This is a genomic window from Candidatus Moraniibacteriota bacterium (genome assembly GCA_016699795.1).
Taxonomy (GTDB): Bacteria; Patescibacteriota; Minisyncoccia; order Moranbacterales.
Map to the genome: position 1 here is coordinate 750,174 of CP065011.1, position 22,265 is coordinate 772,438.

15 protein-coding genes are annotated in these 22,265 nt (G+C 35.7%); 13 read left to right on the forward strand and 2 right to left on the reverse strand.

Going from position 1 to position 22,265, the window contains the following annotated elements; genetic code table 11:
- Positions 1–133 precede the first annotated feature (133 nt).
- From IPN70_03580 to IPN70_03630, 11 genes are all read left to right on the forward strand, one after another.
- Complete coding sequence (locus tag IPN70_03580; GenBank protein ID QQS60944.1) at positions 134–5,038, forward strand: fibronectin type III domain-containing protein; 4,905 nt, start codon at positions 134–136, stop codon at positions 5,036–5,038.
- 240 nt (positions 5,039–5,278) lie between these two features.
- Positions 5,279–6,997: a hypothetical protein gene (locus IPN70_03585; protein ID QQS60945.1), complete on the forward strand. Its 1,719-nt coding sequence runs from the start codon at positions 5,279–5,281 to the stop codon at positions 6,995–6,997.
- Between the two features lie 168 nt (positions 6,998–7,165).
- Complete coding sequence (locus tag IPN70_03590; protein QQS60946.1) at positions 7,166–7,906, forward strand: SDR family oxidoreductase; 741 nt, start codon at positions 7,166–7,168, stop codon at positions 7,904–7,906.
- 102 nt (positions 7,907–8,008) lie between these two features.
- Positions 8,009–8,557, forward strand: coding sequence for a DUF84 family protein (locus IPN70_03595; protein ID QQS60947.1), 549 nt, complete (start codon positions 8,009–8,011; stop codon positions 8,555–8,557).
- Complete coding sequence (locus tag IPN70_03600) at positions 8,554–8,778, forward strand: DUF167 domain-containing protein (GenBank protein ID QQS60948.1); 225 nt, start codon at positions 8,554–8,556, stop codon at positions 8,776–8,778. The genes IPN70_03595 and IPN70_03600 overlap by 4 nt, the downstream gene beginning before the upstream one ends.
- Positions 8,779–9,041: 263 nt before the next feature.
- Positions 9,042–9,626 carry a DUF4395 domain-containing protein gene (locus tag IPN70_03605; protein ID QQS60949.1) on the forward strand — a complete coding sequence of 195 codons (585 nt, stop codon included), beginning with the start codon at positions 9,042–9,044 and terminating at the stop codon, positions 9,624–9,626.
- Between the two features lie 40 nt (positions 9,627–9,666).
- On the forward strand, positions 9,667–11,538 hold the full coding sequence (locus IPN70_03610; GenBank protein QQS60950.1) for a hypothetical protein: 1,872 nt from the start codon (positions 9,667–9,669) through the stop codon (positions 11,536–11,538).
- A gap of 10 nt (positions 11,539–11,548) precedes the next feature.
- Positions 11,549–12,892 (forward strand): HAMP domain-containing histidine kinase, encoded by a 1,344-nt coding sequence (locus IPN70_03615; GenBank protein QQS60951.1) that lies wholly within the window; start codon positions 11,549–11,551, stop codon positions 12,890–12,892.
- Between the two features lie 112 nt (positions 12,893–13,004).
- The gene (locus tag IPN70_03620) at positions 13,005–13,580 is read left to right on the forward strand and encodes a sigma-70 family RNA polymerase sigma factor (protein ID QQS60952.1); all 576 of its coding nucleotides are present in this window, start codon (positions 13,005–13,007) and stop codon (positions 13,578–13,580) included.
- A 3-nt stretch (positions 13,581–13,583) separates the two neighbouring features.
- Positions 13,584–14,351, forward strand: coding sequence for a hypothetical protein (locus IPN70_03625; GenBank protein QQS60953.1), 768 nt, complete (start codon positions 13,584–13,586; stop codon positions 14,349–14,351).
- A 249-nt stretch (positions 14,352–14,600) separates the two neighbouring features.
- Entirely contained in the window at positions 14,601–15,866 is a 1,266-nt protein-coding gene (locus IPN70_03630) for a peptidoglycan DD-metalloendopeptidase family protein (GenBank protein QQS60954.1), read from the forward strand.
- Positions 15,867–15,871: 5 nt separating this feature from the next.
- On the opposite strand, the gene IPN70_03635 is transcribed toward IPN70_03630, so the two are convergent.
- Both IPN70_03635 and IPN70_03640 read right to left on the reverse strand, forming a co-directional pair.
- Positions 15,872–16,642, reverse strand: a complete 771-nt coding sequence (locus IPN70_03635) for an ABC transporter permease (GenBank protein ID QQS60955.1) — start codon at positions 16,640–16,642, stop codon at positions 15,872–15,874.
- 6 nt (positions 16,643–16,648) lie between these two features.
- Entirely contained in the window at positions 16,649–17,566 is a 918-nt protein-coding gene (locus IPN70_03640) for an ABC transporter ATP-binding protein (protein ID QQS60956.1), read from the reverse strand.
- 263 nt (positions 17,567–17,829) lie between these two features.
- On the opposite strand from IPN70_03640, the gene IPN70_03645 reads away from it, so the two are divergent.
- Positions 17,830–18,828 (forward strand): DUF4349 domain-containing protein, encoded by a 999-nt coding sequence (locus IPN70_03645; protein ID QQS60957.1) that lies wholly within the window; start codon positions 17,830–17,832, stop codon positions 18,826–18,828.
- 337 nt (positions 18,829–19,165) lie between these two features.
- Positions 19,166–22,138: a class I tRNA ligase family protein gene (locus tag IPN70_03650; protein ID QQS60958.1), complete on the forward strand. Its 2,973-nt coding sequence runs from the start codon at positions 19,166–19,168 to the stop codon at positions 22,136–22,138.
- Positions 22,139–22,265 lie beyond the last annotated feature (127 nt).

Consider the following 22,265-nt stretch of genomic DNA (forward strand, 5'->3'; position numbering starts at 1 on the left):
GCGAAGTGACGAAGCAATCCAGAGTTAATTTCTGGACCGCTTCGCAGAGCCTCGCGGAGACGGAGTTGAAGATATGTAAAGATGACAAAAAACTTTGGAAATATTCTTTTTTCTATGGTATGCTGTATCTTGTATGAATAGAGTAAAACAAAAGAAACAGAGAACCTTCTTTTGGATGTATGCGATCGTTTTTTCTTTCGCTTGTTTTGGTATGTTCTCGGGTGAAGTGAGGGCGTATACTATCAAAACATCGTACACTTCTTCCGTACAAGAATACCCCGCCTCCACGCGATTTGGCACACTCACCTGGACCGATACCTTTACAGGAAATAATCCTGCAACATTGGGTTCCAATACCACTATAGAAGTTCGTGGAGGTAACATCCTCGTACCTGATGGATCATGGACTGCGTGGGTAAATATTTCCAAAGGAGGAAGTCTTTCTCCTATCGATTGGAATCGTTGGGTACAGTATCGAATAAACTTTGACTATGAAGATCCCAATGCCGTCCCCGGAGTTTCCGACGTAACGATTTCTACGTATTCGGGAATGCTTACGTCTTCTATTTATGATACAAAAAATTTTACCACGAGAGTGAAATCGCTTTCTTGGGATGAGGTACTTCCCGGTGGAGGCGCAAATGCTATTTTTCAGATTCGTACTTCACCCAACAATGTGACATGGAGTCCATGGTGCGGACCAGATAATGGCACGTCAGGAACATGTAATAGTTCCGCATGGTTTGGAGATTCTTCGGGTGCGGAGAATGTAGAAACATTGTTTAGTGGAGTGGATGTATCGGGAATTCAACGAAATCGATATATTCAGTGTCGTTTGGCTCTTTTTTCCGATGGAGCGAATATCCCGAGCGTTTCTCGTATCTTGGTAGATTATGAAAATGATGAGATGCTTCCTCCTTCTTGGTTAGGAACAGAGAAACTCTATAGGGGATCTGTCAAAGACACCGGAGGACCTTCTCGTTTTTCCTCTCTTTCTTTTACGGCGATTCCTTCAGGAAATGCTACGATAAAAATGTTTCTTCGAGCAGGAAACGTACCAACTCCTGATAATTCATGGAGTGAATTTGTAGAAGTCTCTAATGGAGGATCAGCAGATTCTATCTCGGGCAATCGCTATGTTCAATACGAAGCGAGAATGACAACAACCACTCCTGAAGAAGTTCCCGGAATCTCTGACGTTACTCTCGCTTACTCCCAATACCCCGTAGGCTCCTATCTTCTCACCTCTTCCCCCTACAACTCCACCGATACTGCGAACCTCCTCTCTAAAATAGAATGGAATGAAACCATTCCTCCTCAAACAAATATACGTTTCCAACTCCGAACCGCACCAGATCTAACAGGATCTCCTGATTGGAACAATGGTTCCAAATGGTGTGGACCTACAGATTGCGCCCTCACAACAAATAGCAATGACTTTGCTTCGAGTTTTTACGAAACAACACCACAAGGAGAATCTACCAATCCCATACATCTAGAAGGAAACAATGATCAATGGTTACAGTATGCTACCTGGCTTTCTAATGAAAACACCGGAGCCACTCCAACACTTTCTCAAGTAACGCTTACCTATCTGGTAAACGCTTCTCCTATGATTCAAAATGTAACTGCTACTCCCAATACAGATAAAACAGTAGATATCACCTACGAAGTCAAAGATCCTGATACAACTACAGGAACCAATACTCCAGGATTTATTACTCCGAGCTTTTCCTATTGGGATGGAGATTCATGGGAAAGCATTGCTTCTAATACTCTAGCTCCCGAAGATGTACAAAACAAAGCAGTGAATCAAGATTCGTACACAACACACACAGCTACCTGGACTCCTTCACTTTCTCACTCAAATCTCTATCTTTCTGGATCAGCCAAGATTCGTGTCACTATAGGGGACAATGAAGGAGCAAATAATACAGCAAATGCAGAATCCAATACCTTTACATTGGATACAAAGATTCCAGAGAACCCTTCTCTTTCTATAGACGCATCCACTCAAGATCTTCTTGATACCAACACCACATCACTCCTTACTCTTTCTGTATCTGAAGACTCTCAACGATTCATGAAAGTTTCTCTTTTTCCTGATCTCTCTGATACTGATTGGGAACCCCATACTCTTAACAAAACTATCAAACTCCAAAGTGATCCTGATACCGTCTACGCACAATTCAAAGATCAATACGGAAATGAAACACAAATCATTGCTACTGAGAGTATAGAGACTCCTTCTCATATCATGACACAAGATACTTCTAATCTTTATCTTACTCCTCCTGAATATCGAGTCTTTCTTAGTTTCAAACCATCAGAAATCTCTTCTCAAGAATTCTCTCGTTATGAACTCTTCAGAAAAGAAGAAGGGGGTTCTTATGGTACTGACCCTCATGATATACGAACAGTTCCTCAAGAAAACTTTCTTACTGATTCAGGAGGAGGTGTTGATCCTAATACTCTCTATACGTATAAAGTACGAACCAAAGATACACTCGGAAATATTTCTTTCTTTTCTCAAGAAGTAACTGCCAAAGCAAATGGCATCCAAGATGCAGGAGAGGGTGGTGGTGGAGTTGATGATAGTTCTCCTTCTATTGCCAACGTAACCGTAGAATCTAAAGACACCACAACCGTAACTATCACATGGGAAACAGATGAACTCTCTGACTCTCGTGTAGAATATGCAACCACTCCCAACACCTATACCAAACAAACAGGAGTCTCTACCTATGCTGACACCCAAGCACAATCAGGACTTCATAGAGTCACTCTTACCAACCTCACACCAAACACTCCCTACTTCTTTAGAGTTGCCTCTACTGATCCTCAAGGCAATACCGGAGTCAATGACAATAATGGCAATGGATATGAAGTCACAACGAATCCTGGACCTTCTATCAGTGGTGTAGCGGTATCAAGTGCTTCTAACACACAAGCAACCATATTCTGGAATACGAATGTCCCTGCAGACTCTGTACTCCATTACAGTGAAAACAAGAATGGATCTCTTATCGATCCTATCACTCTCTCCGGATCAAGTGTTCTTACAAAAAATCATCAAGTAACCTTAGATGCTCTTACTCAAGGAACCACCTACTATTTCTACGTTACCTCCACCGACTCACAAGGAAACATTGCCAATGACAATAATGGAGGAAACTATTTTCAATTCTCTACAACACTCGACGAAACACCTCCTACCATAACGAATCTTCAAACATCTCTTATCTCAAATGACAAAGCAGTTATTACAGCAAACACAGATGAAGAAGCATCCTTCCTCCTTCAGTACAGAAAAAAAGGAAGCCTTACCTTCACACAAACAGAACAAGGAACAACATACGATAGATCTCACTACAGGGTACTCGATACTCTTACTCCTGATACAGAGTATGAATATCAAGTGAGTGTTAAAGATATCAATCAAAACGAATCACAGAGTGATATACAAACAATGAAAACAACCTTAGATCCAGAATACAATCATGCACCTCTTTCAAAGATTCATACTATCAGTGATCCTCCTAAAGTACTCACTGATCAAAAAGCAGTCATAACCTTCCAGACGGATCAAGCAGCAAACTGCATCCTTGAATATGGAACCCAATCAAGAAACTACCAAGAAGTTCCTCAAACAGAAGCGACAGGAATCTATGACACACTCCATTCCCTGCATCTTGGAGGACTCATCTTTAACACAACCTACTTCTACAAACTTCTTTGTGAAGATAATCTTGGAACCCTCATAGAGAGTGAAGAAAAAAGCTTCACAACAAAACTCAAACAAGTAGACAGTGGAAGTGAACAAGCAGAATCTACTCCTCCCTCTATCTCAGGAGTCAAAGTCAAAGACATTACAGGAGAGAGTGCAGTCGTCAGTTGGGAGACGGATGAAGTGGGGAATAGTTTGGTTCAGTTTGGGAGTACGAAGGAGATGGAGAGTTTAGCAGGAGATAGTGCTAGCAGTAAAAATCTCCAAAACTACACCACCTCCCACTCCGTAACTCTGCGAGGTCTCATCCCATCTACCAAATACTACTACTCCGCCCTCTCTCTCGACACCGCCGGAAACATAGGCACCTCCTCCCAACAAACCTTCCAAACGCAATCTCCTTCTTCCATCTCTTCCATTAAAGCTTCTTCCAAACAAATAGGGGAAACAACTATCACATGGAAAACTTCCACTCCCACTACCTCTATTGTTGAATATGGAAACACAGAAAACTATGGACAAACAAGAAAAAGTGAAGAACTCAAAAAAGATCATGAAATTATCATAAACAATCTTTTAGAAAACTCTACCTACCACTTCCGAGTAAAAGGAGAAGATGAATCAAAAAATCTCTTCTCTTCTTCCGACTCTACCTTTGAACCAAAGTCTCCACCACAAATCAAAGAAATCAAGATAGAAGTTCTTTCAGACAGAGAAGCAAAAGTAAACTTCCTTACTGATACTCTTACCGACTCTCTTGTAACCTACAAAAACAAAAACAAAGAAGAAGATCAAAAGAGTGAAGGAAATCCCTCCCTCCTCCAAACTCACTCCCTCACCCTCAAAGAACTCACTCCTGGAGAAAACTACGTTCTTACTGTACGAGTCAGAGATGATATGGGAAATGAAACTCTCTCTGATGAGATAGAATTCACTATGCAAAAAGATGAAACTTCTCCTACAGTAGAAAGAGTCTCTACCGACTCCGCTCTTTCACAAAACGGAAAAGTACAAATGATTATTAACTGGCAAACAGATGAAGATGCTTCTTCCTCCCTCATCTACAAAGAAGGAAGAGCAGGAGAAGAAAAAACAGTGAATGTAAGTTCTTCCCCAACAAAGAATCACATCATTGTACTCACCTCTTGGAAACCAGGAACTCTCTACTCTTACAAAGTCATAGTAAAAGATCTGAGTGGGAATGAAACCATAACCAAAGACTACATCACCCTTACACCACAAACAAAAGAATCTGTTGTAGAACTCATCATAAAGAACTTCAAAGAAATCTTTGCTTGGACGGGAGGGTAGGAGGGGGAGACTTGGTCCGCCTTTGGCGGAAAACTTTCTGAACTCATATTCATAAAAAAGAGGGATCGTTAAAACAATCGTGACTGGTTTTCTCTCACATTAAAACTATTAAGATGTATTTCTCGAGGTGACGGAGGGGAAAGTTTCTTCTCAAAAAACAAATAATATCCTATACTGAAGAATACTAGCCATGTAAAAAACAAATAAAAAAACATGCTACAAGATAAAGTAATAAAAAATATGAAAAAATTTAATAAACAAATTCCTGTTTTTTTAATAACAAGTATTATTCTTCTTGGAACAGTATTGTTTATTCGAAATAATTTAAATATTTTTCACACTTCTTGGGAAATTTCTGCAGAACCTTCTTCTGTAGATGCAAAAATAGAATCAACAACTGCAGGATCAAGTCCTATTTTATTAAATGCTGGGATGGAGCAACAACAATCAACTCAAAATAAACCACTTTACTGGGAAGGAGGATCTCAAATAGGTTTAAGAAATATACAGTTTCACTCGATGAAGGGTGGGAAGGATAGTCATAGTGGCGACTATTATGCTCGATTGGAAATGCCTGCAAATCAAAGTGGCTCTGTTTGGATTTATCAATCAGGAAGGAATATAGACGTTTCTGGTTTTAGTCAAATAACCTATTCCACATATGTTCGTTATAGTCGTCTTAAAAAAGTTTCTTTAGAAATAAAAGAATTTAATTCTTCGAATTTAGAAATTGCAAGACAAACAAGTGTACCATTGGGAAATAATGAATGGAAATGGAACAAAGGAAAACAAACATTTACTCTTAACTCTGCAACTAAAAGAGTTACATTTGCTGTTGTGGCAGAACTCATGAATATACCGGGATCTAATATGGCTTATTTGGATGTGGACGATGCTTTTATAGAAACTTCTAGGACACCACGTAATGGGCCAAGTATGGGAGTTCATTCTGCTATAGAATATCCCACATCTTCCGCAATTATTTCAGAGATGGCGAATATGGATACTTTATTAGGGGCTGATATGGATCGATTCGGTTTAAACTGGTCACTTGTAGAAAAAACAAAAGGCTCTTATTCTTGGGATCGATATGATACCATCATTAACACACTTTATAATAAAGAAATAAAACCACTTGTTATTATTACCACTTCTCCAATGTGGATAAATAAATGTCCTAGTGACTTTTCTTCTCAAAATAGATGCTTAAATTATGTTCCTCAGAATGAAGGAGATTTTGAAAAGTGGGTTTCTGAATATGAAAAATTTGTACGAATGGCGGTTTCTCGCTATAAAAATAAAGTAAAGCATTGGGAAATAGGAAATGAAGTTAATATCCAACAATTTTGGGAACCTGCTCCGAATATAAAACAATTTGCTAAGTTTTCCTATAGAATACATAAAGCCATCCTTGCAATAGATCCGAATGCTTCAGTTGCTATAGGGGGTCTTACTATTCTTAATCATGCCTATGCATCTCCTCAAATAGCGGGAAAAGATTTTATAGCGGGGCTTTATAGAGAATGGAAACTGATCGATCCTACGTTTAAGCCTTCTATTTTTAGTATTCATCCCTATCCATTTGGCGGTGAAGCATTAACACCTCAGGCAGGAACTTCTAATAAAAATTCATTTCTTGATGTAGAAACTATTCATAACACACTCAATACACATGGAACAGGAAATGAACGTATTTGGATAACAGAATTTGGTTGGAGATCTTGTAAAGATATTTCTGGATCAACTAAATGTAATGAGCCATATACATTACAACAACAAAGCACGTATTTACAACAAGGAATGGATTATCTTTTGCGCAATTGGTCTTATGTTGATATCGTCACGTGGTTTTGGCTTTATGATAGACCAGATTCAAAAAATCTTTATGGATTTGGACTTATAAACAAAGATAAACAAATAACAAGTACGGGTAATGTATATAAACAGTATTCTCAATAATACCTTTTACATTTTATGAGTAATAATGTTAATAATAAAGTTTTAGATCATCATATTGATTGATATTTATGTAAAATTGAATCAGAAGTTTTATTCGATATTTTTATTTGCATCCTCTTCCTCGTTTCGTGTATAATAAGATGGATAATTTATAATAAAAAGAAAATTATGTTAGTAGAAAATAAAGTAGCTCTTATCACAGGAGCGGGGCAGGGTATTGGTCGGGGTATTGCATTGACTCTTGCAAAAGAAGGTGCGCATATTATCGTGTCCGATATCAATTTTGAAAATGCCCAAAAAGTAGCTGAGGAAGCGAGAGGCTTCGGTTCAGAAGTTGAAGTTGTGGGATGTGATGTTTCCAACAAAGAAAGTGTTTCGGAAATGTTTCGAAAAGTCGATGAAAAATTTGGACGACTTGATATTCTCGTAAATAATGCTGGTATTTTCCCTTTTTCTCCTTTAATAGATATGGAAGAATCACAATGGGATAAAGTAATGGAAGTGAATGTAAAGAGTTTGTATTATTGTACACGAGAAGCTTTGAAAAGACTTCCTGAAGGAGGACGAATTATAACTGTATCTTCCATAGCTTCCATAATTGGATTTGAAGGACTTACTCATTATTGTGCTTCTAAGGGTGCTGTAAACGGATTTACACATGCATTGTCATTAGAATTAGCACCTAAAGGAATTACGGTTAACGCTGTTGCTCCAGGAGCTATCAGTACCCCAGGTGCAGATTCTGGCGTTGATGAAGAAACAACAAATCAATTCTTGAAAACAATTCCTATGGGAAGAAAAGGACAGCCTGAAGACATTGCGAATGCAGTAACATTTCTTGCTTCTGATCGCGCATCCTATATTACAGGACAAGTTATTGTTGTTGATGGTGGTTGGACAATTCGATAGAAATTTTTTCTTAAAAAATAAAAAAAGAGTTGTTTTCGAACAGCTCTTTTTTATAAGAAAGAAATTTCAGGAAAAGAACATTTTTTTGTAAGATTTATTGATATGAAAATAGCTATAGGAACACTTCGAAAACCGAAAATTGATGGAGTAAAAAAAGCCGTAGAAACATGTCCTTATTTTGATTCTTTTAGAGATTCTATACAGTATGTTTCAATGGAAACACCCTCTGATATTTCTCACATGCCTATCTCAATAGAACAGATTATGTTGGGAGCAAATAATCGAGCTAGGAATCTTTTGCAGTCCGTTCCAGGCGCTGATTATTTTGTGGGTATTGAAGGTGGAACGGAGAGATTTGGAGAAAAATCGTATGTATTTGGATGTGTTTTTATTCTTAATAATAAAGGAGAGGGTCATTATGGTTTTTCTCCTATGGTGGAAGTACCTTCGATTATCGATGATATGATTTATAAAGAGGGAAAAGAGTTAGGACCTATTATGAAGGAGCTTTCTGGAGGAAAAGATGTTCGATCAGAAAATGGGAGTATGGGAATGTGGACAGATAATATGCTTGTGAGACGTGATGAATTCGTGCTCGCTTTTTATTCTGCAATTGCACCTTTTTTTAATGAATATTATTTAAAAAAATGAAAATTTTTGTAAAGGTTAAAGCAGGTGCAAGAACGGATTTTGTAGAAAGAAAAGATGAAACACATTTTTTTGTTTTGGTTAAAGCGCAGCCAGAACATGGAAAGGCAAATGTTCGTGTAGAGAAACTACTAGCAAAGTTTTTAGATATTTCCCGATCTCGCATTTCTCTTCGTTCGGGAATAGCGAGTAAGCAAAAGGTGTTTGATATTGATATGAAATAAGACGCAAGAATTTTCTTGCGTCTTTAGGGGAGGGTTACTTTTGAGGGTAACTATTTTTGATTTGCGTATACCACAAAATCCCTTGAGTATTCGAGATATTTTTTCAGAAAACGGTTTTGGGTATTTATTTCTGTATAATAAGATTTATTTTTATAGGGTTGTTAGTATGTCTAATTATTTTTTATTCAATTTGAGGAAGATGTGTTTAAATTTTCTTTAAAAAAGAACCTATGTTATTATAGGGAAATAATAAAATATTTTTTATGGCATACGGAAAAATAATACCCGGACTTATTTTAGAAGGAGAGCCTGCTCCTTACGGAGTGATTAATGAGCGTGCTGTCAGAGCAGGGGCAGGACTTATGTTCGCTATTGGATTTTTTACTCTCATGACCATGTATTTTGAAAGGAACCTCCTCTTAGCTTTCTGGGTTATTTTGGTTTTTTGGATTGACTTTATTTTGAAAGTTTTTATTGGTCCAGAAATATCTCTTTTTGGAAGAATTGGAAAATTACTGGTGAAAAATCAAAGACCAGAATATGTGGGTGCAATTCAAAAACGGTTTGCATGGAGTATTGGTCTTGTAATGTCGAGTGCAGTACTGGGTTTTATCAGTTACCAATTATTTTTTGCAACTCAATGTACGCAGACTGTTGTGGGATCTGGTTCAAATTGTATTATTCCCATGATTTTATGTGGAATTTGTTTGATATTTATGTGGCTTGAATCGGCTGTTGGTTTTTGTGTGGGATGTGTTATTTATCAATGGTTGGTAAAAAGGGGTGTTATAAAACAGAAAGAATTTTCACCAGTCTGTCCTGGCGGTGTCTGTAGTGTGGAAAAATAAATTTTTATGTCTTCTTTTTAAATTAAAAAATAAAGTACGTATGAAAACAAAAAAACAAAAAAATCTTTTTTCCATAGCCATTATTTTTTCTGTGATTTCTATAGTTTTTCTTTCAGGGAAAATACTTTCGATTCAGAAAAACCCTTATCTTTCTTCTTTGAAAGAAGATTTTTTTTACGGAGTTGATGCTAAGTCAGAACAGGGAGAAGGGGTGGGGCAATTAATAAGTAATTATGGACAGGAGAAGAAAATTACAGAGACACCTTCGATAACAAGTACTACCACTCAAACTCCGAGCGCTATTCAAATGCAAGAGAATGTACCTAATCAAGAAAAAGATGAAATTAAAAACGACAAAGATGTGCCTATATGTGTTTATGTGTATTCAAGCTGGAGTGTTTGTAGCTCGGAAAATATCCAGACAAGAAAGGTTATCACTAAAGAACCTAAAAATTGTTTAGAAAAGAACAAACCCGAAGTGCTCAAGAAATGTGTTTATAAAAAAGAAGATACCCAAATAAATTCTCAGATTGAAACAATAAATCAAAATAGAGAAGAGGTTACTGTTCAAGAAAAACTTCCTCAATGTGGTTACTTATATTCGGATTGGGGTGTATGCAAGTCGGATGGGAAACGATACCGAACGGTTTTGTCTAGAACTCCAAATAAATGTAAGGAATACAAACCTCCCGTCCTTAAAGAAACTTGTGAAAAACAGAAGGACACCATTTCTTTGAATGAAGAAAAAGTAAAAAATAAAGAAGAAACGAATAAGCAAGAAGAAAATAATGTTGAAAATAGAAAAGTTTCTTTTGTTGGTCTAAAAAATAACATCGCTATATCTGGTCCTTATGAAATTAAATCTCAAATTCAAGATGCTTTGAAGGTGGAATACTACTTAGAACAATCCCCATCAGGAATGAATTACTATCTCGGAGCTGCTTATCTTTCTATAGAAGGATATTGGGTCTATGGTTTTGATTCCTCTCGCTTTCCAAATGGAAAATTTTCTTTGTATGCCAAAGTGCAAGATGTTTCAGGAGAATATAAGGGTGAGGGAATTTTGGTTTTAATTGATAATGTTTTATCTCAACCAAAAACCGTTGAACCAAAAGCTATTGAATCAAATGCAGTTATTCAAAATTCTGATAATACAATGAAAGAAAATTTTAATGGAGCTACAACGCAGGATTGGCAGTTAAGTTATTTTGGATCTTTGTATTGCTTGGAACAATCGGACTGCGCTGCGAATGCTGATCCTGATAAAGATAGCTTGAAGAATGCTGAGGAATTTCGTTATGGGACGGATCCGAATAATCCAGATACTGATAAAGATAGTTTTTTGGATGGAGATGAAATACGAAATGGATTCAATCCTTTAAAATCTTCTCCAGGAGATAAACGAGATAAAATTGCCTTTCAGAGTCCTAAGGTAGAAGGTGAAGTGCATGAAGAAGCCTATCAAGTAAATAATGTTAAGAAAACTGTTGATCAAACAGGGTCAAATGTTCTTCTTATAGAAGGAAAAGGGCTTCCAAATAGTTTTGTGACGGTGTATGTATTTAGTGAAATCCCCGTTGTTTTGACGGTAGAAACAGATAAAGATGGGAATTGGTCATATATTCTCGACAAAGATTTAGAGGATGGAGAACATCAAGTTTATGTTGCTGTAACGAATAATTTGGGAAAGATAACTGCAAAAAGCAACCCACTTGTCTTTATAAAGACAGCGCAAGCATTGGAAATTGTAAATGATAAGCAGATTTCAGAAAATGTTGAATCACCCACGAAGAGTAGATTTTTTGAAGATACTTTTTTTCTTTTCGTTGCTATTTTTACTGGTGTTGTGTTGGCTGTTTTGGGAATTGGTTTTTTTCACTTGAGAAATATTCGAAATTATAGTGGGGATTGAGTGTATTCTTATGAAAAAGATCTTCTATAAAGCATTGGAGTTTATTCGAGAAAATCCGAAGGTTCTTCCATCTTTTTTTCTTGTAGTTGCGATTCCATTGGTTATTTTCATACATTCAAGGATGATAATTTCGAGTTTTGAAAAAAACATTGACACAATCATTCAAGCAGAAGCTGTTTTGGTGGAAAATATTATTACGTATTGGATAGGGGAAAAAATTGAGAATGAAGAAGAGCTTCAATCTCTTATAAAAGATATCGTTGAAAAAAACGAAAGAGTGGCATCTCTTTCAATACTAAAATCTTCAGATGGGGGTCAGAAGTTTTATGTTTTTTCTTCTGATAAAGAAGAATTGATCGGGTCTGAGAATTCGGGTATTCAAAATTTGTTGGCATGGAATACGCCCGAAGGAATAGCTACATTGGGCTTTGATGAAAATGGTCGTTACTGGAATGTGGTAAAGAGTATTCACACCATTCATAATGAGAAAATCGGATTGATTTCGATGAATTTTTCTCTTCGAGAAAGCGATCTTTTGATCGAAAAAACTTTAAATAATTCTTTTTGGATTCTTGTTGCTACTATAGGAATCGTCTTACTTCTTATGGCAAATCAGATAAGACTTTTTCAATATGTTTTTCTGGCCCAAAAACTTCGTGAAATCGATCGAATGAAAGACATGTTTATTTCTATGGCAAGTCATGAATTGCGTTCACCTCTTACTGCGATCAAAGGAAATATTGAATTTTTAAAAGAAAAACAAGAAGAAACTTTGGCAGATAAAGAAAGTCGATATTTTTTGGAGAATATTAATATCTCTGTGAATCGATTGGATGATTTGGTGGATGACATGTTGGATGTTTCACGAATTGAAGGAAATCGCATCCCTATAAAATTAGTTTTGATGGAGCCAAAAGATATTATTGAGAGTTCTTTGAGAGAAATGCAACCTTACGCAACGAAAAAAGGACTTGATTTATCTTTAACTTCTTATGAGGCTGGAAATATTTTTGTTGATTCTGATAGGCTCAAACAAATTTTGGTAAACTTGGTCGGAAATGCTATCAAATATACAGAAACGGGTAGTGTAAAAGTTTCTACGAAAATAAAAAATAAGGAATATTTGATAATGGTTGCAGATACGGGCTTCGGAATTTCCTCCGAAGATCAAAAAAAGCTTTTTCTTAAATTTTCCCGTATTCAAAATGGGAAAACGCAGGGAATAAAAGGAACGGGGCTTGGTTTGTGGATTACACAAGAACTTGCTCAAAAAATGAATGCTCATATTTCTTTAGAAAGTATAGAAGGTGTGGGATCTCATTTCTCTATTTGTTTTCCTTTGAAAAGAGGGTAATTTTTTTGTAGATGAAAGAAAGGGTTTGTTTCTTGCGTAATAAAGATTGAGTTTCTTGAAACGAAGGTTATATTTCACAGAGGTTTACAAAAATTTTCGAAAATTTTTTGGTATGTTTGATTCTCAGCTCTGTATAGGGATAAATGATGAGGATTTAGTTTCTCGTTCTCTTTTAAATCGAGATTTTTTCGGTTGTCTTGTGAAGCGATATGAGGCCCCACTTCTTCGGTATATTCATCGTATTACGAATGTTTCTTCTGAAGAGGCTCATGATCTTTTGCAAGAAAGTTTCATTAAGGCTTATAGCAATCTTAATGGTTTTGATGTAACACTCTCTTTTTCTTCATGGATGTATCGAATTGTTTATCATCAGGTTATAAGTGCTTATAGAAAAAAATCAATTCGTCCTGAGGGGCATCTTTTGGATATTGATGATGAAATTCTTGGGAGGATAAAAACGGAAGAAAATATTCTGAAAGATATAGAAAGAAAGGATATTTCTCGACTTGTACAAGAGGCTATTGAAAGTTTGGATGAAAAATATCGAGAAGTAATAGTTCTTTATTATTTAGAAGAAAAAAATTATCAAGAAATTTCAGATATTCTTGAAAAGCCACCAGGAACTATTGCGACATTGTTGAATCGAGCGAAAAAAAAGCTTCGAGAGCTTTTATATAAGAAATATTGATCTATGAAAGAAGAATTTTCTCAAAGTGTTTTAGAAAAAATTGAACAAAGAGGCATAGCACCAAAACCGCGATGGCGTTTTATTTTTCATGATGTTTTATTGTGGTTTTTCTGGGCAATCGCGCTTTTATTTGGAAGTATAACATTTTCTGTTATCGCCTTTATTTCTATAAATAATAGTTGGATACTGGAGCGTTTTCTTAGATTTTCCCAAGTAAGTATCCTTGTAGAAATTATTCCCTTTCTTTGGATACTTGCCTTTGTTTTGTTTTTTGGAATTTCTTATTGGAATGCGATAAAAACTAAACATGGATATCGCTTTCATATGAAAATTGTTTTGGGAAATATTTTTCTTTCTTTTCTTTTTGGAATGATGCTTTATTTTTTTGGAATGGGACATTCTGTAGAAAAATTTGTAGGAAAGCATATTCCTCCTTATAGGCCGTTTGAAGAACGTCAAGAAATGATGTGGACACGACCTCATGAGGGGTTTCTTGGAGGTATTATTCTTTCTATTGAAAAAGAGAACGATTTTATTCTTCGTGATTCTTCGTCACGCATTTGGTTAATAAAAAATAATTCTGGAAATAGAGAATTTGTTTTGATTGGAAATCGTGTTCATGTCTTGGGGGAAGAAGATTTAAGAGAAGGCGAATATATTTTTATTGCCGAAAGTATATTTCCAGGGAAAGTTCGAGGAAGTCATTTTCAATTTTTTCAGTATCCTTCAGGAGCACCTAAAAGGGGATGTTGTCACGAAATACTTCCTTAAAAGATAAGTTGTTGAATTTTTCTCACAGGTTTCAAATTTTACTTCGCATTGATGAAAATTTCATCACGAAAGGTTTTTGGTAAAGGTTTTCCTAAATAAAAAATAGAGAATTGCAAAAATTAAATTCTATTCAAATGTGCTTTGAAGCTAAAGGGGACACGTTTAAATCCGGTTGACAAAAAATATTTCTTTTGGAAGTGTGTCGTTTTCTGTGCTACACTAATAACTTGCACAAAAGAAGAGAAAACTATGTCTTTTGATTTTGAGAAAAAAAAGAAGAGTAAGAAAAAGAAGTTTTTTTTCGTTGTTTTGTTTTCTTTCTCTCTTTTTGTTTCTTGGAAATTATTAATAGGATCGACAAAAAATGATAATCCTATAGAAAGTACCCATGCACGAAAAGTTTTGGGTGTAGAAGATTTTTTGGAAACTTCCCCACAAGAAAAGGAAAAATCCTATGTAGAATATATGGTTTCTGAAGGGGATATTCCAGCTGATGTTTTCTTCTCTCAAGCAAAGTGGGATGCAAATGATATCGCAAACCTTCTGGATTCTTCCAAGGATATTTATGATTTTACTAATCTTAAAATTGGGCGGAAATTACGTTTTTTCTTTCTCGATGGGGAAAAAGCGACGCGTATGGAATATGATCGCGATACGGAGAGAAGTATTATCTGCGATCGGGAAGAAAAAAAATTCTCTGTTCGTGAAGAAGTTATTTCTTATGCAATAGAAAAAGAAAAGACGGAAATTACTATCGATTCATTTTTTTATGCAGACGCACTTGAATCTGGTTTGACGGAGTCAACAATTTTAGATTTGGCGGATGTCTTTGCTTATGCTATAGATTTTTCAACTGAAATACAGCAGGGGGATTATTCTGAGATTGTGTATGAAAAAAGATATAAAGATGGAGAAAGGGGTCCTGACGGAAGGGTTCTTGTTGCAAGTTTTGAAAATAGTGGAAAAAAACATTTTGCTTATTATTTCGAACATGAAGGAAAATCTGGTTATTATGATGAGGAGGGGCGAGAAATTGTGCGACAATTTTTGAAAGCACCTTTAAATTTTCGTAGAATCACTTCTGGTTTTACGGGAGCACGATTACATCCTATAACAAGGACAGTTTCTGCTCATTATCAAATTGATTATTCTGCAAGCGTAGGAACTCCTGTGGTTTCTACTGCAAGAGGAACGCTAATAAGTGCCACTTGGGAAGGTGGATGGGGAAATATGGTTCGCATCCGGCATGATAATGGATACACGACACATTATGCTCATTTGAGCGCCTTTGCTAAAGGTGTGAAATCGGGAGGGAGTATTTCTCAAGGTCAAGTTATTGGCTATGTCGGTTCGACGGGATGGTCCACAGGTCCACATCTTGATTATGGAATGAAGCTTAATGGTGCGCCTATAAATCCTCTCAAAATAGATCAACCAAAAGGACCTCTTTTGGAAGGGGAGCTTCTTGAAAAATTTTGGGAACAAAAATCTCAATATGATCAATTATTAAATTGATATATTTATACTTTCATTCCATATCCCTTGGAAAATAGATGGGCAAGAATTTGCCAAAGAGCGGCAATAAGTCCAATCATAACAAAAGAACTAAGATAGGGATCGGTTGTGGCAATTCCAAACATAGAAAATCGAAGACCATCGATCATATAATAGAGAGGATTAAAAAGAAGAATTTTTTGCCAATAAGAAGGAAGCATCTCAATAGAATAAAAAATCCCCCCAGTAAAACTTAAAGGCATCACAATAAGAAGTGGAAAGAGGGAGAGTTGTTCGAAGTTTTTTGCCCAAATACCAACAAGAACTCCGAGAAGTGAAAAAATGAAAGCTGAAAGAAAAGAGAAAAAGAGAGCGAGAAAAGGATGTATAACAGAAATATCAACGAAGAATAATGCGGAAAAGTAAATAAGAAATCCTATAAAAAGAGCTCGAACGGTACCACCAAGAGCAAATCCTAGAATAATCTCTTTGTAGGTTATGGGGGTAGTAAGCATATCAATAATAGTTCCTGAGAATCGAGGGAAATAAATTCCACTTGATGAAGCGCTGAGAGCATTGGTTACTAATGCCATCATAATAAGTCCTGGAACGATGTACTGACCATATTCTAGGGAATTTTTCATGGAAAGACTTGTTCCTACAGTAGCTCCAAAAACAATAAAATAAAGGAAAGTGGAGAGAGTAGGGGAAATAATGGTCTGAAGAATGACCTGGCGAGTTCTTTGAACTTCTCTATAAAAAATAGCTCCGAGTGCAATAAAATTAAGATATACCATAGAGCCTTATTTCTTTTGGATGAGTTGCATAAATATTTCTTCTAAGGAGCTCGTCTTTGTATCAATGTCACGAACTCGTATATCAAGACTTTTGAGCTCATTAAGAAGAGAGAGAGGAGAATCATTTTCTTTGGTAACGAAAAATCTCAATGTTAGACCTTCATGTATCAATTCGAACTTATGATGTTCGAGTGTTTTAGGAATAGAAAGGAGTGGTGTTTGAAGATGGAGATCGATTCGTTTTTTTCCGAGTTTCTTGAGAAAAGAGGCGGTTTCTCCTACAGCTATTATTTTTCCATTGTCTATAATACCGATTCTATCAGCCATTTCTTCAGCTTCTTTGAGGTAGTGAGTGGTAAGAATTATAGTGGTTCCTTGCTCTTTAAGTTTTTGAATTTCTTGATACATTTCGTGACGAAGCTCTACATCAACTCCGGCAGTAGGTTCGTCAAGAAAAAGTATCTGAGGTTCATTCATAAGCGCTTTCGCTATAAGTACACGACGCTTCATTCCTCCTGAAAGGTTTTTAACTTTTTCTGTTCGCTTGTCCCAAAGAGAAAGTGATGTGAGTGTTTTTTGAATAAGAGGAAGATTTTTTGGCTTTCCATAAAGACCTCTTTGGAAAATAAGTGTCTCCAAAACAGTAGAAAAAATATCAAGAGTAAGTTCTTGAGGAACAACTCCTATATATTGCTTAGCTTTTTGACTTTCATGATCAATATTGTGATCAAATACAGAAATAAATCCAGAAGTTTTTTTGACATAGCCAGTAATACATCCAATAAGTGTTGTTTTGCCAGCACCATTGGGACCAAGAAGTGCAAAAAGTTCACCCTGTTTGATATCGAGAGAGATATCATTGAGGGCATACATTCCTTTGGAATAAGATTTGGTGAGATTTTTTATTGAAATAGCAATATCCATAGCCAAAAAGCTATCACGGTATGAAATATTTGTCGAGAGGGATTTACTTAAAAGAAGAAAAAATAAATCTTTTCAAGAAAGAAAGAAGGGTGTAAAGTGATAGTATAAAGTGTATTATTTATTGGGAAGAATGGAGATTAAAAAATGATAAAGAAGGACTTTAATTCTTGGAGGTTAAAAATAAAATAGATGAAGAAATTTGTGTATTTGTATTGGTAAAATGAAGTAAAAAGTAGAATATAGTAAATTAATTTACATTGTGTATGGATATTGAATGTATTAAAAAATGGTCAAAATCACATAGAATCATAGTGGCTTCCATTATTTTTGTTCTTGTTGTTGTTTTTGTTTTGATAGTAAATAAAAAGAGTAATTTAGGAACATTCTCTTCATACGAACAAGGGCTTTCAGGAAGTACCTATGAAAACGTAGCAGGACAAAGAAAAAATTCTCTTCCTATGGGAGTATCTCCAGAAAATACTTCTTTTGAAAGTTCTCTCGTTTCGGATCAATCTTCCTTGGATGTTCCGGTTTCGCAAAATGAAATCATGATGGGTGTTGAAAAAGAAACCGAACAGCAAAAAATTATCAAAGAAGGAGATCTTACTTTAAAAATAAAAAATGTAGATATTACTTTGGAGGAAATCCGAGGAGTTGTGGAATATCACAAAGGAATTATTTTTGGTACTCAAATAAATAGAGATTCTCAGGGATTGAGAAGGGGTGTGATAACGGTAAAAGTTCCAGTTGATGCTTTTGATGGAGCAATGATTGGTATAAAAGAAAAAGCCTTACTCGTGTTGTATGAGAATACTACGGGACAAGACATAACAGATCAATACGTAGATCTTCAAGCAAGACTCAAAAACAAACAAGCAGAAGAAACTGCCTTTATAAAAATAATGGCAGATGTAAAAGACTCAGATAGTATTATAAAAGTAACCAAAGAACTTTCTCGTGTTCGTGGAGAAATCGAAAGGCTTCAAGCGCAAATTCGCAATCTTGAAGCAAAAACAGATATGTCCACAATAAGAATTACTATTTCTGAAGATCAAGAAATTACATTGACAGATACGTGGCGCCCTTGGCAAGAAGTGAAGGATAGAGTAAATGAATTGTTGGATTCTTTCCGTTCCACAGTGAATTTTTTCATCGTTCTTTTTGTGTGGTTTCTCCCTCTTTTGATTGTTTGGGGAATTATTTTTGTAGGAACATTCTTTCTTGTCCGAAAAATATACAGAAAGTTTTTGCAGAAGAAATAAAAAATTTAAATTCTGAAAACTCGTTTTAAAAATAGAATTCTTTTTGTTTGTTCTTGCGAGGGATAAATGAGCTTTTCTGTGTTTTTTCTGGCTCATAAATAACCAAGAGTGTAGGTGTTTAAAATACTTTAGTTTGAGAAGAGAATGCTTTTTTAAAAAGAATACTCCTTTTTTTAAAGGCATTCTTTTCAAATTGATTTTTGCAGAGTAAAGTAGAAGGGCACTGTTACTAATTTTTGTTTTTCTTGGAATTTTCATGAAAAATTTGGAATTTTTATTATTAAAACAAGAGTGGTCATAGTCTCGAAAATATCTATCAATGCTGAATATTATATGTATGAAATATCAACCTCGAAAAATTGAGAAAAAATGGCAAAAATATTGGGAAGAAAAGAAGACATTCAAAGACTATTCGAAAAAAGAGAAATTTTACGCTTTGGATATGTTTCCCTATCCATCAGGATCAGGTCTTCACGTAGGACACCCTAAAGGATATATCGCAACAGATATTTCTGCGCGTTTTGAAATTTTACGAGGAAAGAGTGTTCTTCATCCGATGGGCTGGGATGCCTTTGGACTTCCCGCAGAAAATTATGCTATCAAAAACAAAATACATCCTAGTGTTGCGGTGAAAGAAAATATAAAAAAATTCAAAGAACAACTTCGAAAAATTGGATTTACGTATGATTGGGATCGAGAAATTAACACAACAGATCCAAAATATTATAGGTTCACGCAATGGATATTTCTTAAAATGTTTGAAAAAGGTCTTGCTTATGAATCCTATGAACCAATTAATTGGTGTCCAGGATGTAAGACAGGTTTGGCAAATGAGGATTTGGAAAATGGATTGTGTGAACGGTGTGGATCTGAAATTGAACAAAAACCAATGCGTCAGTGGGTACTAAAGATGACGGAGTATGCCGATCGACTTCTTGAAGATTTGGATATAAAAGATTTAGATTGGGAAAAATCCATTATAGATCAACAGAAAAATTGGATAGGTCGTTCAGAAGGAGTTGTTGTAAAATTCCCTCTTAGTATTGAGAAAGATGAAGCGACGAAGCAATCCAAAAAAAGTGCGTATGAAGAAGGAATTAATAGTCAAAAAAGTACCCATGATAAAAATTTTATCGAAGTCTTTACGACGCGAGTAGATACTATTTTTGGATGTACCTATATCGTCGTTGCTCCGGAGCATCCTTTGATGAAATCTCTTTCTTCTTGTTCCTCTCGCAAAGAAAAAACTTTAGAAATCTGTATTTCAAATTTGGATGAAGTAAAGCATTATATTGAACAAGCAAAGAAAAAAACGGTGATGCAAAGAACGGAGCTTGCCAAAGAAAAAACGGGAGTTGAGCTTAAAGGAGTGCGAGTAATAAATCCATTCAATGGAGAATCTGTCCCAGTGTTTGTTGCTGATTATGTATTAGGTTCTTATGGTACTGGTGCAGTTATGGCTGTTCCATCTCATGATGATCGGGATTTTGAATTTGCAAAAAAGTATAATCTTCCACTTCGTCAGTCGGTAGCTATTCTTTTTTCGGATTTAGAGGGAAAGGATGCGGTTAGAAAGGATGCTGAAACTGTCCGTCGAAGAACAGCATTTGCTTTTTTAAAGCATTGGTCTGAAGATGCGTATCTTTGTCTTGATTGGGAGAAATTTGGCTGGCATTCAGGAATTATTGGAGGTGTTGAAGATAAAGAACAATTTTTAGATACAGCAAAACGTGAAATTATCGAAGAAACAGGATATCAAAATCCAGAATTTGTTCGTTTTCTTGGAGGAGAAATACATACACATTTTTATGCGGCACATAAAGGAATAAATAGATATGCTGAAGGAAGGGGAATGGTATTTCAACTTAAAAATGATAAATGGAAATCGCCGAAAGAGGAAGAAACTTTGAATCATAAAGCTGTATGGATAACGGGCGATAAAATGAAAAGTTTTTTGAATCTCGAGAATTTTGAATATATGTGGGAGATTCTTTGTGGTAAAAAATCAGAATGTTTTACTGGAGAAGGAGTGCTGGTAGATTCAGGAGAATTCACGGGACTTTCTTCTCAAGAGGCGCGAGAAAAAATGACGAAATGGCTTGAGAAAAAAGAAAATGGAAAAAGAACGGTGAATTATAAAATGAGGGATTGGGTTTTTTCTCGTCAAAGGTATTGGGGCGAGCCCATACCTATTATTCATTGTAAGCAATGTAGGGCTGTGGGAGTTCCTGAGGAACAATTGCCAGTTATACTGCCCGATGTGAACTCTTATGAACCTACAGGAACGGGAGAATCACCTCTTTCTGGGATTGAAAGTTGGGTTAATACCGTATGCCCCAAATGTGGTGGGCCAGCGAAACGTGAGACGAATACAATGCCTCAATGGGCGGGATCATCGTGGTACTATCTTTCTTATATTGTAAAAGTTGATTCTGAATTTCAATTCTCAAATTCTAGTCTTTATAGTCAATGGCTTCCTGTAGATCTTTATGTAGGGGGAGCAGAACATGCGACGAGACATCTTCTTTATGCTAGATTTTGGCATAAATTTTTGTATGACATAGGAATAGTTCCTACGAAAGAGCCTTTCAAAAAATTAGTACATGTGGGGCTTATCAATGCTGCAGATGGTCGCAAAATGAGTAAACGCTGGAATAATGTTATTAATCCTGACGATGTAGTGGCAGAATTTGGCGCCGATTCTTTGCGATTGTATGAAATGTTTATGGGGCCTTTTACACAAAAAATTGCATGGAATACAGAAGGGGTGAGTGGTGTGAGAAGATTTCTTGAAAAAGTTTGGCGACTTGGAGAAAGAGTCTCGATAGATAATCAGCTTGTAATGAAAGATACGACTAAAAACTTGCTTCATAAAACTATTAAAAAAGTAACAGAAGATATTGAAAATTTTCGATTTAATACAGCGATAAGTTCCCTTATGATTCTTTCTCATGATATGGAAAAAGAAAAAGAACTTCCAGGTGAACTGTATAAAATTTTTCTCCTTCTTTTGTCTCCCTTTGCTCCTCATATAGCAGAAGAGCTTTGGGAAAAAATGGGACATAAAACATCTATTTTTCTTGAGTCATGGCCGGAATATAGCAAGGAAAATATACAGGATGCTTATAGCAATTTTGTTTTTCAAGTGAATGGAAAAACTCGAGATATACTTGTATTGAAGACAAATATTTCTGAAGAAGAAATTAAAAATAACGCACTTTCAAATCAGAAAGTACAAAAATTTATTGAAGGAAAAGAAATCCGAAAAATTATTTTTGTAAAAGGAAAATTGATAAATATTGTTGTGTGAAGTTGATAAAAATTTTGATTGTAGGGTAGAAAAAGTCCTTCTTATAAAACGTGTTTCCTTTTAATGCTTTCTTAGTTAGTGAGATATATAATGCAAAGAGTGCTCTGTTTTGGTTTCGTATTATTAA